Below are 13,928 nucleotides of genomic sequence, written 5' to 3'. Positions count from 1 at the left end.
GGATGCCCGTGACATGACGGTTCTCTACAAGGCCAACATGGTGCGCGGCGCGGAGTGGGCCCGCTTCTTCGCGGAGCGCGCCCCCGACATGCCGTTCCGGCTCTGGCCCGACATCGGCGATCCGGCGGAGGTGCGCTATCTCGTGACCTGGGTGCCGCCGGACGATATCGCGGCGACGTTCCCCAATCTCGAGCTGGTTTTCTCGGTCGGTGCCGGCGTCGACCAGTTCGACATCACCAAGTTGCCGCCGCATGTTCCGCTGGTCCGCATGATGGAGCCCGGCATCACCGATCGCATGGTCGAATATGCCTGCCTGTCGGTGCTGGCGCTGCATCGCGATCTCGTGCAGTTCATCGCCCAGCAGCGCGATCAGGTCTGGCGCGAGCTTCCGGCGACGTACACGAGCGAGCGGCGTGTCGGCATAATGGGACTCGGCCTGCTCGGTCAGGCGGTGCTCGAACGGATCAAATTGTTCGGCTTCTCGCTTTCCGGCTGGAACCGCTCGCCGCGGGAGATCGACGGCGTCACTTGTTATGCGGGCGCGGACGCCTTGCCGGAGTTCCTGGGGCAAGCCGACATTCTGGTCTGCCTGCTGCCGCTGACCTCGGAGACGCGCGGCATCCTCAACGCAAAGCTGTTCGCGCGCTTGCCGCGCGGTGCGCGGCTGCTCAATGTGGGGCGGGGCGGGCATCTGGTCGAGGCGGACCTCCTCGCGGCGCTGGACAGCGGTGTGCTGTCGGCTGCAGTGCTTGACGTCGCCGAGCCCGAGCCGGTGCCGGCGGGCCATCCGTTCTGGACTCATCCGCGCATTCTCCTGACGCCGCACATCGCCAGCACGACAAAGCCGGAAACGGCGGTCGACTACGTGCTCGATACCATCGCGCGACACCGCCGCGGCGAGTCGTTGCCGGGGCTGGTCGATCGCAGCCGTGGATACTGAGGGCTCGATGGTCATGAGAGCATCGGTGCAGCCACGCGCTCAGCACACCTCTCCCGCAAGCGGGAGAGGTCGCGCCGAAGGCGCGGGTGAGGGCTCTCTCCTCTTGGGGGTTCTCGATTGTCGAAGCACCCTCTCCCCAACCCTCCCCCGCGAGCGGGGAGGGAGCACACCTTCTCCGCGGCAGGCTAGGGTTTTCGCATGAGCATCGGCGCAAACGCATCCGACCAGATTGCTGCCGAAGCACAGGCGCCGGTGCTGCCGGTGCTGTCGGTCGCCGGGCTGACCACGTCCTTCATGCTCGAGCGGCAATGGGTCCCCGTCGTCCGCAACGTCTCGTTCGACATCGCGCCACGAGAAACCGTGGCGATCGTCGGCGAGTCCGGCTCGGGCAAGAGCGTCACCGCGCTCTCGATCATGCGGCTCGTTCCGAAAGAGATCGGCCGCGTCGAGGGAAGCGTCGGGCTCGCCGGGCGCGATCTCCTGACGCTGCCGGAAGCAAGCATGAAGGACGTCCGCGGCAACGACGTTGCCATGATCTTCCAGGAGCCGATGACGAGCCTCAATCCCGTGCTCACGATCGGCTTCCAGATCGCGGAGGCGCTGATCCAGCATCGCGGCCTGTCGCGGGCGGCGGCGGAGGCGGAGACTATCCGTCTGCTCGATCGCGTCCGCATCCCCGCGGCGAAATCGCGCTTCCACGAGCATCCGCACCGCTTCTCCGGCGGCATGCGCCAGCGCGTGATGATCGCGATGGCGCTCGCCTGCAAGCCGAAGCTTCTGATCGCCGACGAGCCGACCACGGCGCTCGATGTCACCATCCAGGCGCAGATCCTCGAACTGCTGAAGGAGCTTCAGCAGGAGGAGGAGATGTCGATCCTCTTCATCACCCACGACATGGGTGTGGTCGCCGAGATCGCTGATCGCACCGTGGTGATGTATGGCGGGCAGGCGGTGGAGACGGACGCCACCTCGCGCATCTTCGCCGCGCCCTCGCATCCCTATACGCGCGCGCTGCTTGCTGCCGTGCCGCGGCTCGGTTCGATGGACGGACGGCCGCGGCCGATGCGTTTCCCAATCGTCGACAAGGTGACCGGCACCTCGGACGAGCCGATGGAGACCCCCGATACGGTCTCGATCGCCGAGCGGCCGCTGCTGGAAGTCTCAGGCCTCACCACGCGCTTTCCGATCCGCTCGGGACTGTTCGGAAAGGTCTCCGGCCGCGTGCACGCCGTCGAGAACGTCTCCTTCAACCTGCGCGCCGGCGAGACGCTGGCGCTGGTCGGCGAGTCCGGTTGCGGAAAGTCGACCACGGGCCGCTCCATCCTCAAGTTGACGGAGCCCGACAGCGGCACCGTCCTGATCGACGGCCAGGACGTGCTGGCGATGAGCGGTCGCACCTTGCGGGACTTCCGCAAGCATATGCAGATCGTGTTTCAGGATCCGTTCGCGAGCCTCAATCCGCGCATGTCGGTGGGCGCGGCGATCGCCGCGCCGCTGCTCGCCAACGGGCTCGCCACTGCCGCGCAGGCCCGGGACAAGGTCGCCGACCTGCTCGTGCGTGTCGGACTTGCGGCCGACATGGCCACGCGTTTCCCTCATGAATTCTCCGGCGGCCAGCGCCAGCGCATCTGCATCGCGCGCGCGCTCGCGCTCGGGCCGAAGCTGATCGTCGCCGACGAAGCGGTGTCCGCGCTCGACGTTTCGGTCAAGGCGCAGGTCGTCAATCTGATGCTCGACCTTCAGGCCAGCATGGGCCTTGCCTATCTCTTCATCTCCCACGACATCGCGGTGGTCGAGCGGATGAGCCACCGGGTCGCGGTGATGTATCTCGGCGAGATCGTCGAGATCGGCCCGCGCGCTGCCGTGTTCGGCAATGCGCAGCATCCTTACACGAAAAAGCTGATGGCCGCCGTGCCGGTGCCCGATCCGTCGCGTCGCGGCACGAAGCGTGAAGCCTCCAACGACGAGATCAGAAGCCCGGTGCGCGCACCGGATTACCAGCCGCCGGTGCGGCAATATCGGGAAGTCTCGCCTGGCCACGTGGTGCAGGTGTGGGGTGAGGAGTGGTCGGTCTGACCGCGAGTTCCACGCGTCCTCCGGAAATCGTGACCGCATGGAGCGACAGGAAGCGCCGGTCTGTGAACCGCTTCATAGTCGGTCCCTTACAATTTGAACTAACACTTGTCGCAAGAAATTGCCGCACCCGGATTTAATTGACGACGCGGGTGAGTTGCAATGACTGCGCAGCCGCGTGCTCGCAGCTTTGGATTGGCTCCTCGTCTTGCTCACGAGCAAGCCAGCCCCATCACTCAGCACAGATCTTTCAGAAATTGGAATCAAGGGCATCGAGAAACGCGTCCCGGCAGCTTCTATTTGGGGTCGGCAAGAGGCTGCCAATTACTCAGAAGGAGCCCCCAATGAAGATAAGTAGCGCAATTTCCAGCGCCTTTTCCCTAAGAAGGCACGTCGGCGGTCTTCGGATCGCCCGCTCGAGTCTGATCAAGTCGGCCCATGTTCTCGAAAGAATCGGGCTGGCGGCCGTTGGAGCCTCTTGCGGCCTCTATGTGGGTGCAGCCCTGCTGCGTCAGAAGGGCGAACTGTTCGAAAGCGGCTGGATCGTGCTCCTGACAATGCTCTACGGCGCTCTCAGTTATTATGTCGGAATTGACTTGTCCGGAAATGTCGCACGCAAGCCGACATCGAGCATCTCGGAAGAATGGAACGGCTCCGAGCCGGCTGAGATCATGAGTGCCGCCGGAACGTTCGGCGCGGCGGTTGCCGCAACTCTGTCGGTCAGCATCCTTGTCCTTGATCAAAATCTGCCGAACGGCCTGATAGGCTTTGTCGCCGGCTGCTGGGTGGTTGGTTCTTCGCTTCAAGTTGCGGCGGGCACGATGGCTCGCAGCCACGACGCGCCCACGAACGAGGGATGAAGGAGGTCCGCTCACGAAAGTCCGCTCGGAATTGTATGTGAACGATAGCCGCAGCCTCGGTTCGGCTTCGAGCCCGGAACGAGTCGTGAGGCTCTTCGCAACCTCTGCCGAGCAACGCGGCGCGTCAGCGATTTTGGTAGCGCAGCCGTTCGCATCGAGCACTGTCCTGGTCGAAACCGTACCGGTACCGAGTAACCTAAATTCTCGCACAACAAACAAGACGTGCCATCACGGCGGCGTTGGGATATTGTTCCCGCGCCGTGGTCCAAAATTCTGCTAACCGCCAGCCACACGATCGGTGGAGCCAATGCAGATTGCGGAGTGGCTCGAGAAATTGGGGCTTGGGCAATACGCAGAGCGTTTTGCCCAAAATGGGATCGATGTGGGCGTCCTCCCCGAGCTGATGGACGAAGACTTTGAAAAGCTCGGAGTCCTGCTCGGTCATCGCCGCAAGATGCTGCGTGCCATTGCCGAGCTCGATCCAGCCGCGTTGATCGCATCGCCGGCTCCTCGTCATGACGCCGAGCGGCGCCACCTCACCGTGATGTTTTGCGATCTGGTCGGCTCGACTGCGCTCTCCGCGCGCCTCGATCCCGAGGATATGTGGGAAGTGATCCGGGCCTACCGCGCCGCATGCGCGCGCGTCATTGCTGCTTATGACGGCAGGATAGCCAGGTTCGTCGGTGACGGGATACTCGTCTATTTTGGCTATCCGCGCGCCCACGAAGACGATGCGGAGCGCGCAGTGCGAGCGGGCCTCGACGTCATCTCCGCGGTTTGCCAGCTCAGGACAGGCGCGGGCGAAAAGGTTGAGCTGCGGATCGCAATTGCGACCGGGCTTGTGGTGGTTGGCGACCTCATCAGCGGAGATGCGTCGGAGGAGCACGCAACCGTCGGCGATACGCCAAACCTCGCTGCGCGGCTTCAGAGCCTTGCGGAACCGGGAGTGGTCGTCGTTGCATCGTCGACGCGCCGGCTGCTTGGGGATCTCTTCACCTTCCGCAATCTCGGCCGCCGCGAAGTCAAGGGGATAGGCGAACCCATCGCGGTGTGGGCGGTGGAAGGAGCGACCGCATCCGAGAGCCGCTTCGAGGCGGTCCGCGCCGCGCGCTCGATCGGCTTTGTCGGCCGCAAGGACGAGATCGAATTCATTCTCTCGCGCCAGCGGGAGGCATGGCGGGGCCAGGGCCAGATTGTATTGATTTCCGGCGAAGCGGGCATCGGCAAGTCGCGCATTGTCGCAACGCTGTCCGAAAGTCCCTCGTTGGGGGTGCACCGTCGGGTGCGGTATCAGTGTTCGCCTTACCATACCAACACTGCGCTGCATCCCTTTGTCGCGCAGCTCGAGCGCGCCGCCGGAATCCGCCCGCAGGACACGCCAGAACAAAAGCTCGACAGGCTCGAGGCAATGCTGGCGCTTGGAACCCAGCAGGTCGCCCGGGCAACGCCGCTCATTGCGGCTCTGCTCTCGATTCCAACCGGCGACCATTGCCCGCCCCTTGGCTTGAGCCCGGCGCAGCAGCGGCGACAGACATTTGCCGCCCTTCTCGATCAGCTCGAGGGGTTGGCGCGAGATCAGCCTCTGCTGATCATCTGCGAGGATTTGCATTGGGCAGATGCCACCACACTCGAACTGTTCGATCTCGCGGTCGATCGGATCAGGGCATTGCCGATCCTCGTGCTCATGACATCCCGGCCGGAGTTCGAGCCTTCCTGGTCGGGCCTTGCCAATGTCGGACTGTTGCGACTCGACCGGCTCGATCGGCAGGACACACGCGCGCTGGTCGAACAGGTGGTCGTCGGTCGCCAGCTGCCGCGCGAGATGATGAAGCAGATCATCGACAAGACCGATGGCGTGCCGCTGTTCGTCGAGGAGTTGACCAAGATGGTGCTGGAGTCCGGCCTGCTCGTCGAGGATGCCGGGCGCTATCGCCTGAGTAGTCCGCTCCCGCCGCTTGCCATTCCCGCGACGCTGCAGGACTCGCTGATGGCGCGGCTCGACCGGCTCGCTCCGGTCAAGGAGGTGGCGCAGATAGGCGCCGCCATCGGGCGCGACTTCTCTTACGCGCTGCTGAAATACGTGGCGGGACGCGATGATCTGACGCTGACCAATGCGCTGGCACAGCTTGAAGAGGCCGAACTGCTGTTGCGTCGCGGGGCTCCGCCGGAAGCGAACTATAGTTTCAAGCACGCCCTCGTTCAGGAAGCGGCCTACGAGAGCCTGCTCAAGAGCAAACGGCAGCTGCTTCACACGCGAATTGGCGATGTGCTGCGCGAGAAGTTTCCAGTCGTCGCCGAGACCGAGCCGGAGGTTCTCGCGCACCACTTCACCGAAGCGGGGCTGAGCGAGGTCGCCCTCGAATGGTGGCGCAAGGCGGGCCAGCAGGCGCTGAAACGCTCTGCCTATTCCGAGGCGATCGCACATCTCGGCAAGGCCATTGCGACCGCCGACGAGTTGCCTGACGATCCCCGCCGGATGATCAGCAGGCTGCATCTTCAAATCTCATATGGCCGTGCCTTGCGGGGCAGCCTCGGGCACAGCGCGCCTGAAACGGTCGCGGCGTGGACGCGTGCGCGCCAGTTCGCAGCCGACATCGATGATCCCGTTGAACTTGCGCCGATCCATTCGGGGCTCTTCAATGCCTGCCTGACACACGGCGAACTCGCTCCGATGCGGGAGCTGGCGGATGCCATCAGGAGCGCCGCGCACCGACGACCGGACTCGCCGGTGGCCGCCGTCGTCGCCCATTGGACCGGCGGCGTCACCTGCTGGTTTTCCGGCGATTACGTGAGCGCGCGAACGCATCTCGAGCAGGCGCTGGCGATCTATGGTGCCGAACCGGATCCTGCGACGTTCAGGGCTTCGGCGCTGGATCTGCCGTTCGTGATCATGAGATTCCTTGCCCTGGTCCTCTGGCCGCTCGGTATCATCGCTCGCGCGCGCAAGCTCGCTGCCGAAGCGGTGGGGTCTTCGGGAGAAAAGCGGGCGCTGTCCCAGGCCAATGCGCTGGTTCATCGCGCCGTGTTCGACGGGGTATGCGGGGGCATGTTGCAGCAAACGGAGACGATCCTGGCGCTCGGTCTCGCGCGCGACCACACCATGCCGCTGTACGTTGCCGCGGGCACCTACCTGAATGGCCTGGCCAAGTGGCGTGCCGGCGATCGGATGGCCGGGCTGGCGGACATGCGTCAGGGCTGGACCTTGCTGCACGAGAACGATTGCTACCTCTGCGAACCGTTTTGGGGGATGCATGTCGCGGTGGCGAATGCAGAGGTCGGCCAGGTCGAGACCGGGCTGGAAATCCTGAACGAACTGATCGCCCGGTCCGGACAGTCCGGTCAGCATTGGCTCGATGCCGAACTGCATCGTGTCCGCGGCAAACTTTTGTCGCGCCATGGTTCGTCGAGCGGTGCCGAAGACGATCTCAGGCGAGCGCTGGACATCGCGCGACGCCAGCAGACGAAGACCTTCGAGCTGCGTAGCGCGCTTGAGCTTGCACGCCTGTGCAAGTCAAACGGCCGAGCGGGTGCGATGTCTGAACTGCTCGCTCCCATCATCGCCGAATTCGAGGCGGAGCGAGATCTTCCGGAGCTCCTGGAAGCGAAAGAGTTGCTCGCGCAAGAGCACGAGGCGCGTGCCGTTTCCCTTGGCCGGTCGTCGTTTGGACAGAGATGACCGTCACGAATTCACGTGCACGAAATCCCGCAGCAGCGGATAGATCTCGTTGTTCCAGCGCTTGCCCGAGAACACGCCGTAATGGCCGACGCCGGCCTGCATGTGGTGGACGCGGCGATAGGCGCGCACGCCGGTGCAGAGGTCCTGCGCCGCGAGCGTCTGGCCGATCGAGCAGATGTCGTCCTTCTCGCCCTCGACCGTCATCAGCCCCATGCGGCTGACGGCCCTGGTGTTCACGGGACGGCCGCGATGCATCAGCTTGCCTTGCGGCAGGAGGTGCTCCTGGAACACGTCGCGAACGGTCTCGATGTAGAACTCCGCAGGCAAATCATCACGGCGAAATATTCGTCGTAGAAGGTCTTGATGGTTGCCGCCTTCTCCTTCTCGCCCTTGGCGATGTGGTTGGCGAGGTCGAGATGCTGCTTGATGTGACGCTCGAGATTCATCGAGACGAACGCGGTGAGCTGCACGAAGCCGGGATAGACCTTGCGCAGCGCGCCGCGGCACTGCACCGGAACATAGTTGATCAGGTTGCGCTCGAACCACTCGATCGGCTTGCTCTTGGCGAACTCGTTGACCTTGGTCGGCTGTATCCGGGTGTCGATCGGACCTGCCATCAGCGTCAGCGTCGCCGGTCGGGACGGATGATTGTCCTCGCACATGATCGCGGCGGCCGCGAGCGCCGAGACCGAGGGCTGGCAGATCGCGACCATGTGTGGGCGCGGCCCGAGCTGTCCCAGGAAGTCGATGAGATGCTCGGTGTAGTCGTCGAGCCCGAAGCGGCCTTCGCTGCGCGGAATGTCGCGCGGATTGTGCCAGTCGGTGATGTAGACGTCGTGGTCCTGGAGCAGCGTCTGCACGGTGCCGCGCAGGAGCGTCGCGAAATGGCCGGACATCGGCGCCACCAGCAGCATGCGCGGCTGCTCGCCCACGTCGTCTTTCTTGAAGTGCAGCAGCGAGCCGAACGGCGTCGCGTAGGCGATCTCCTCGCGGACGGCGACCTCGCGGTTGCCGACCATCACGCCGTCGATGCCGTAGGCCGGGCGGTCATAGGTGAGGGTGGAGCGCGAGATCAGCTCCAGCGCCGCCGAGAGCCGGCCGACCACCTGGTGCGACATGCCCTGGGGCGCCAGATTGAGGAATTTCAGCGCGGACGAGGCGCCCGCCCGCCACGGCGCCGTCAGATCCATATGGTTCTGAAAGGCTTGATAATACATCGACATCATACTGAAACGCCCACCCTGTCCCGCTGTCGTCATGCAATATCGAAGCCAGACGGGAGCAGGGCCGCCCGCAAAATTGGCACATCGCTTGCTCCGGAAGTGGAGTGAGGACACCGGGAAGCTCAGCGAATGAGCAGTCCGCGGCCGAGCGGGGTGCGGGTCAAAGGCGTGAGGGAAGGGGCCATATGGCGAAAGCGACACTGACCATCAGCAGCAAGAACTACTCGTCCTGGTCGCTGCGTGGCTGGCTGCTGACGAAATTTTCCGGGCTCGACTTCGAGGAAGTTGTGACCGCGCCGGACGATGCGTCGGCGCGCGCGGAGATCCTGCTGCTCTCGTCGTCGATCCTGGTGCCGTGCCTGCGGCACGAGGGCGCGGTGGTCTGGGATACGCTGGCGATCGCCGAATATCTCAACGAGGTCATGCCCGATGCCGGGTTGTTGCCGGATGATCGTCTTCAGCGCGCCCATTGCCGCTCGATTTGCGGTGAAATCCATTCCGGCTTCACCACGCTGCGCGCCTCGCTGCCGGTCAACCTGAAGGGGCACTTCCCCGGCTTCAAGATCTGGTCGCGCGCGCAGGCCGACATCGACCGCGTCTGGTTCATCTGGCGCGACTGTCTGGAGAAGTCGGGCGGCCCGTTCCTGTTCGGCGCGCGGCGCACCATGGCGGATGCGATGTACGCGCCAGTGGTGACGCGCTTCGTCACCTATGACGTCAAGCTCGAGCCGCGCCTCAGGGCCTATGCCGATACCATCATGGCCATGCCCGAGATGAAGGAATGGATCGCGGCGGCGAAGGAGGAGCCGGCCGAGATCGAGGAGCTCGAGGTCGAATATTAGGCAGGGGCGGCGTCGCCCTGCCTGTTTTGGGAGCGCGGCCTTGCGGCGCCGCCCCCCGGCAGCCATGTCATTGAAGCCGTTAACTTTTGGCGCCCGTCCCGCGACGAGGCGGCCCCTCATCGTGCGCAGATATTGTGTGGCCCCGCGGGCCGGTGGCGACATCTAGCCGTGAACAGCTGCGTACGGGGCCGGTCCGCTGATTCGGACGTGATTCGTTCGAGCCGCGTTCCGTTGGTTAAGGCGGAGCGCGGCCCCGTCGCATTTTGGAACACAAGCCGCAGTCAGGCGACGCCGGAGTGCTTCACCCGCGGCAGGCGCCACCCAATGACCGTCGCCTCGACCGCGATGCCGGCCTCGTGGTTCTGCCAGCGTCCTCCGACATAGCGGCAGGCGAACGGGAGTTGGTACGTTCCGCTGTGATCCTCGCACAGCACTTCGACAGGCAGGCCGGGTGGCGGTTCGCCGGCGCCGTCAAATTCCGCCAGACGTCTATCGCGCGTTGCCATTGTAAAAATCTCCCCTAATCAAAGCCGCGAAAGAGCGCCCCCTTCCTCCGCGCGCGGTCCAATGCTCCCTGTCCCAGGGAACAAGCCAAGCTCAACCCGAGAATGCGGTACGAGTGTGGTAGCCTTCGGCCGCTGCGCGCAATCGGCGCACATTGCTGTGATCATTTGGCGAGGAACCCCGCATGCCGCTTCGAAGCGCCGGCATTCTTTTCCCGATGTTGCTGCTCGCGACGCTGGCGGTTGCGCCGCTCCGCGGGCAGGACGTGCCCGGCATCGAGATCTGCACCGTCGAGAAGACCATGGAGCGCCGCACCGGCTGTCTGCAGAGCAATATCGACTTCCTCCAGAAGACGATCACCAAGCTCAACCTCGACCACCAGCAGAAGCTGGATGCGGCGGGTCGCCAGATCGACGCGCTGAAGACGAGCCTCGCCGGCCTGCAGAAAACGATCGGCGATCTCCAGGCTGCGCAGGCGAAGACCGCCGAAGACCTGAAGAAGAAGCAGGACGTGCCGCCGAAGGACGCGGCGAAATAAGCGTGGCGGTCACGCCACCCGATAGCGCTCCATCACACCGCGATCGGGCTCATAGCCGAGCCCGAGTCCCGAGGGCACCGCGACATGGCCAGTGGCATCGACATCGGCGCGGCCGCCCCACAGGCAGGCTTCGCGCTTGAGGTAGAACATCTCGACCAGCCCGTCCTCGCGTGTCGCGAGCAGGTGCAGCGTCGCCAGCAGGCCGGGGCCGAAATACGGGGAATGCGGAACGATCTTGACGCCGAGCCGATCGGCCAGCGCCGCGATCTTCAAAAATTCCGTGATGCCGCCGACCTTGATCACCGACGGCTGGGCGTGGCTGACCGCGCCCGCCTCCATCATCTGGCGGAATTGATATTCTGTGCAGGCATTCTCGCCGGCGGCGATGCCGAGCCCGCCCTTTCTGCGGACCTCGGCCAGCGTGGCAAAATCCTCCGGCGGCCAGACCGGCTCCTCCAGGAACATCGGCCGGGCGTCGCGGCAGGCTTTCGCGAATGCGATCGCCTGTTCGCCCGACAGCGGGCAGTTCATGTCGACCATCAGCGGAATGGCGGGGCCGATCGCCTCGCGCGCGGCGAACACCGCCGGCGTCGTGGTCTCATGCAGCTTGATCGCGCCGTGGCCGAGCGCGAGCGCCTTCCGGCATTCGCCGGCGATGTTGTGGGGCGAGCCGATCCGCAGCAGGCTGGCATAGGCGGGAATGGCGGGGCGCCTGATCTCGCCGAGCAGGCGGTGCAGCGGCACACCCTTGATCTTGGCTGCGAGGTCCCACAAGGCGATATCGAGGCCGGAGATCGCGAACATGGTGATGCCGTAGCGGCCGAACAGATGCAGGTTGCGCTGGATCTGCTCCATCGCCGCGGGAATGCCAGCCGCATCAGGAACCTCCAGGCCGACGGCCTGCGGCGCGATCATCTCCTCGACGGCGCTGCGCGTGGTGCGCGGGCAGACATAGGCGAAGGCATCGCCCCAGCCGGTCAGCCCGGCATCGGTCGTGACCTCAACGATCACCATGTCGAGGGCGGTGATGGCGGAGGCGCCCTGGCGGAAGCTCGCGACACCGGCGTCATAGGGAACACGGATATGGTGCGCCCGCACATCGGTGATCGTCATGGCGCGGTTCCTCCTGCTTTCTCGTGAGCGGTTCTCCGAATGCGAATGTAGACACGAACGCCCGCACGTTGCCAGCGGCTGTTCCGGCGTTATCCTCGATAAGGACCGCAACGCCGATCAAGCGAAGCCGGCGGGCTTCGGCGCATCATGGTCTTTGCTTCGCGAACGAGGTCCGACCGTCATGAATCCAGCCCAGCGCGCGCTCTGGTACATCGAGAGCCACCTGGCCGAGCCGATGACGCTTGACGACATCGCTGCGGTATCAGGCGTGTCGCGGTTCCACCTGGTGCGTGCGTTTGCCGCGGCTACCGGCCTGTCGGCGATGCGCTACGTGCGCGCCCGGCGGCTGAGCGAGGCGGCGCGCAGCCTTGCGAATGGCGCACCCGACATCCTCAGCATCGCGCTGGAGGCGGATTACGGCTCGCACGAGGCATTCACCCGCGCGTTCCGCGAGCACTTCGGCACCACGCCCGAAGCGGTGCGGACCGCGACATGCGTCAGCCACCTCAAACTTCAGGCGCCGATCCTCATGGACTCCACCATGCTCGACCATCTCGAAGCCCGGCGTTTTGCGACCGCGAAAGCGTTCCTCGTCGCCGGCCCCACCGAGCGCATCTCCTGCGACAGCGGCGCCATGATCCCGGGCCTGTGGCACCGCTTCCATCAGGAGGTCGCCGATATTCCGGCGCGCGTCGGCAATGTCGCCTATGGCGTCTGCTGCAACGGCGATGATGCCGGCAATTTCGACTACATCGCCGGCGTCGAGGTCGCCGACTTCTCCGACCTGCCGCGCCGCTTCGGTCGCATCCGCATCCCCGAGCAGCGCTATGCGGTGTTCACCCACACCGAGCACGTCGCCTCGATCCGCCGCACCGTGAATACGATCTGGAATCAATGGCTGCCGGCCTCGGGTCTGAAGGCCGCCGACGCGCCGAATTTCGAGCGCTACGACGAGAAATTCGATCCTGTCACCGGCAATGGCGGCTTCGAGATTTGGATACCAGTGAAAGAGTAGCGCAAGGCTGGCATACCGTCCCGCTTGCTTGGCAAGCCCTGGTGACTTTGTCATAACCGCAGGCAAATCTTGCGTGTGGGGCCCGTGCCGGACATCCCGTGCAAGCCATAACAAGCAGCCGGGAGGGTCCCACATGTCCAACGTCCGCGTTCTCGCCACCGACCTCGAATTTCCCGAAGGGCCGGTCGTGATGCCGGACGGCTCGGTGGTGCTGGTGGAGATCCGCGGCCAGCGCCTGACCCGCGTCTACCCCGACGGCCGCAAGGAGATCGTTGCCAAGGTCCCGGGCGGCCCGAACGGCGCGGCGCTTGGCCCCGACGGCAAGATCTACATCTGTAACAATGGCGGCTTCTCCTGGATTCCGACCGGCAAGATGATCATGCCCGGCCCGCAGCCGGGGGACTATCTCGGCGGCTCGATCCAGCGCGTCGACCTGCAATCCGGCAGGGTCGAGACCGTCGTGACCAAATGCGGCGAGCACGATCTGCGCGGGCCGAACGATCTCGTGTTCGACCGGCAGGGCGGCCTCTGGTTCTCCGATCTCGGCAAGCGCCGCGCGCGCGAGATGGATGTCGGCGGCATGTATTACCTCAAGCCCGGCATGTCCGAGATCGTCGAGATCGTGCACGGCGTGCTGCCGGCCAACGGTATCGGATTGTCGCCGGACGAGAGCACCGTCTATATCGCGGAGACGCCGACCGGCCGGCTGTGGGCCTACGAGCTCTCCGCGCCCGGCACGCTGAAACCGCGCGAGGCGATCTATCGCGGTGAGCGGGGCAAGCCGATCTGCGGCCTCGGCGGCTACCAGATGTTCGACTCGCTCGCGGTCGAAGCGAACGGCAATGTCTGCGTCGCCACCCTCGTCTCCGGCTGCATTTCGGTGATTGCGCCCGACGGCACGCTGGTCGAGCAGGTCCCGACCGGCGACCGCGTCACCACCAACATCGCCTTCGGCGGCCCCGGGCTGAAGACCGCCTACATCACGCTGTCGGGCAAGGGCGAGCTGATCGCCATGGACTGGCCGCGCGGCGGTTTGCCTCTCAATTTCCTAAACAAATGAACGGTGCTAGTTACCGTCATTGCGAGCGAAGCGAAGCAATCCAGGAATGCGTCCGCAGAGGCAGTCTGGATTGCTTCGTCGCTT

General features: G+C 64.8%; 10 protein-coding genes and 1 pseudogene. 8 read left to right on the top strand and 3 right to left on the bottom strand.

Annotation, left to right across the window (positions count from 1 at the left end; all coding sequences use genetic code 11):
* The first annotated feature begins 13 nt into the window (after window positions 1–13).
* From ACNJYB_RS29740 to ACNJYB_RS29725, 4 genes are all read left to right on the top strand, one after another.
* On the top strand, window positions 14–940 hold the full coding sequence (locus ACNJYB_RS29740; protein ID WP_439370118.1) for a 2-hydroxyacid dehydrogenase: 927 nt from the start codon (window positions 14–16) through the stop codon (window positions 938–940).
* A gap of 198 nt (window positions 941–1,138) precedes the next feature.
* Entirely contained in the window at window positions 1,139–3,016 is a 1,878-nt protein-coding gene (locus ACNJYB_RS29735; protein ID WP_439370117.1) for an ABC transporter ATP-binding protein, read from the top strand.
* 341 nt (window positions 3,017–3,357) lie between these two features.
* Window positions 3,358–3,873, top strand: a complete 516-nt coding sequence (locus ACNJYB_RS29730) for a hypothetical protein (RefSeq protein WP_439370116.1) — start codon at window positions 3,358–3,360, stop codon at window positions 3,871–3,873.
* A 307-nt stretch (window positions 3,874–4,180) separates the two neighbouring features.
* Entirely contained in the window at window positions 4,181–7,549 is a 3,369-nt protein-coding gene (locus tag ACNJYB_RS29725) for an adenylate/guanylate cyclase domain-containing protein (protein WP_439370115.1), read from the top strand.
* Window positions 7,550–7,552: 3 nt separating this feature from the next.
* Here ACNJYB_RS29725 and ACNJYB_RS29720 read toward each other — a convergent pair.
* A pseudogene (locus ACNJYB_RS29720) lies at window positions 7,553–8,739 on the bottom strand (polyhydroxyalkanoate depolymerase).
* 218 nt (window positions 8,740–8,957) lie between these two features.
* Here ACNJYB_RS29720 and ACNJYB_RS29715 point away from each other — a divergent pair.
* Window positions 8,958–9,614 carry a glutathione S-transferase family protein gene (locus ACNJYB_RS29715; protein WP_439370114.1) on the top strand — a complete coding sequence of 219 codons (657 nt, stop codon included), beginning with the start codon at window positions 8,958–8,960 and terminating at the stop codon, window positions 9,612–9,614.
* A 281-nt stretch (window positions 9,615–9,895) separates the two neighbouring features.
* On the opposite strand, the gene ACNJYB_RS29710 is transcribed toward ACNJYB_RS29715, so the two are convergent.
* On the bottom strand, window positions 9,896–10,120 hold the full coding sequence (locus ACNJYB_RS29710) for a hypothetical protein (protein ID WP_211406954.1): 225 nt from the start codon (window positions 10,118–10,120) through the stop codon (window positions 9,896–9,898).
* Window positions 10,121–10,302: 182 nt separating this feature from the next.
* Between ACNJYB_RS29710 and ACNJYB_RS29705 the strand changes: the two genes are divergently transcribed.
* Window positions 10,303–10,656: a hypothetical protein gene (locus ACNJYB_RS29705; protein ID WP_439370113.1), complete on the top strand. Its 354-nt coding sequence runs from the start codon at window positions 10,303–10,305 to the stop codon at window positions 10,654–10,656.
* A gap of 9 nt (window positions 10,657–10,665) precedes the next feature.
* Here the strand turns inward: ACNJYB_RS29705 and ACNJYB_RS29700 are convergent, their stop codons facing one another.
* Window positions 10,666–11,769, bottom strand: coding sequence for a mandelate racemase/muconate lactonizing enzyme family protein (locus ACNJYB_RS29700; RefSeq protein ID WP_439370112.1), 1,104 nt, complete (start codon window positions 11,767–11,769; stop codon window positions 10,666–10,668).
* A 181-nt stretch (window positions 11,770–11,950) separates the two neighbouring features.
* On the opposite strand from ACNJYB_RS29700, the gene ACNJYB_RS29695 reads away from it, so the two are divergent.
* Both ACNJYB_RS29695 and ACNJYB_RS29690 read left to right on the top strand, forming a co-directional pair.
* Window positions 11,951–12,784, top strand: coding sequence for a GyrI-like domain-containing protein (locus tag ACNJYB_RS29695; RefSeq protein ID WP_439375676.1), 834 nt, complete (start codon window positions 11,951–11,953; stop codon window positions 12,782–12,784).
* Window positions 12,785–12,917: 133 nt separating this feature from the next.
* Window positions 12,918–13,844 carry an SMP-30/gluconolactonase/LRE family protein gene (locus ACNJYB_RS29690; protein ID WP_439370111.1) on the top strand — a complete coding sequence of 309 codons (927 nt, stop codon included), beginning with the start codon at window positions 12,918–12,920 and terminating at the stop codon, window positions 13,842–13,844.
* The last annotated feature ends 84 nt before the right edge of the window (window positions 13,845–13,928 follow it).

This window comes from Bradyrhizobium sp. SMVTL-02 (assembly GCF_051853005.1).
Lineage (GTDB): Bacteria > Pseudomonadota > Alphaproteobacteria > Rhizobiales > Xanthobacteraceae > Bradyrhizobium.
The sequence above is the reverse complement of the archived record's forward strand: the minus strand, read 5'-3'. Positions and strand labels throughout refer to the sequence as shown.

Coding starts and splice junctions, on each gene's coding strand:
- ACNJYB_RS29735 (WP_439370117.1), top strand. CDS start 1,139: ATGAGCATCGGCGCAAACGCATCCGACCAGATTGCTGCCGAAGCACAG.
- ACNJYB_RS29715 (WP_439370114.1), top strand. CDS start 8,958: ATGGCGAAAGCGACACTGACCATCAGCAGCAAGAACTACTCGTCCTGG.
- ACNJYB_RS29730 (WP_439370116.1), top strand. CDS start 3,358: ATGAAGATAAGTAGCGCAATTTCCAGCGCCTTTTCCCTAAGAAGGCAC.
- ACNJYB_RS29700 (WP_439370112.1), bottom strand. CDS start 11,769: ATGACGATCACCGATGTGCGGGCGCACCATATCCGTGTTCCCTATGAC.
- ACNJYB_RS29740 (WP_439370118.1), top strand. CDS start 14: ATGACGGTTCTCTACAAGGCCAACATGGTGCGCGGCGCGGAGTGGGCC.
- ACNJYB_RS29690 (WP_439370111.1), top strand. CDS start 12,918: ATGTCCAACGTCCGCGTTCTCGCCACCGACCTCGAATTTCCCGAAGGG.
- ACNJYB_RS29695 (WP_439375676.1), top strand. CDS start 11,951: ATGAATCCAGCCCAGCGCGCGCTCTGGTACATCGAGAGCCACCTGGCC.
- ACNJYB_RS29705 (WP_439370113.1), top strand. CDS start 10,303: ATGCCGCTTCGAAGCGCCGGCATTCTTTTCCCGATGTTGCTGCTCGCG.
- ACNJYB_RS29725 (WP_439370115.1), top strand. CDS start 4,181: ATGCAGATTGCGGAGTGGCTCGAGAAATTGGGGCTTGGGCAATACGCA.
- ACNJYB_RS29710 (WP_211406954.1), bottom strand. CDS start 10,120: ATGGCAACGCGCGATAGACGTCTGGCGGAATTTGACGGCGCCGGCGAA.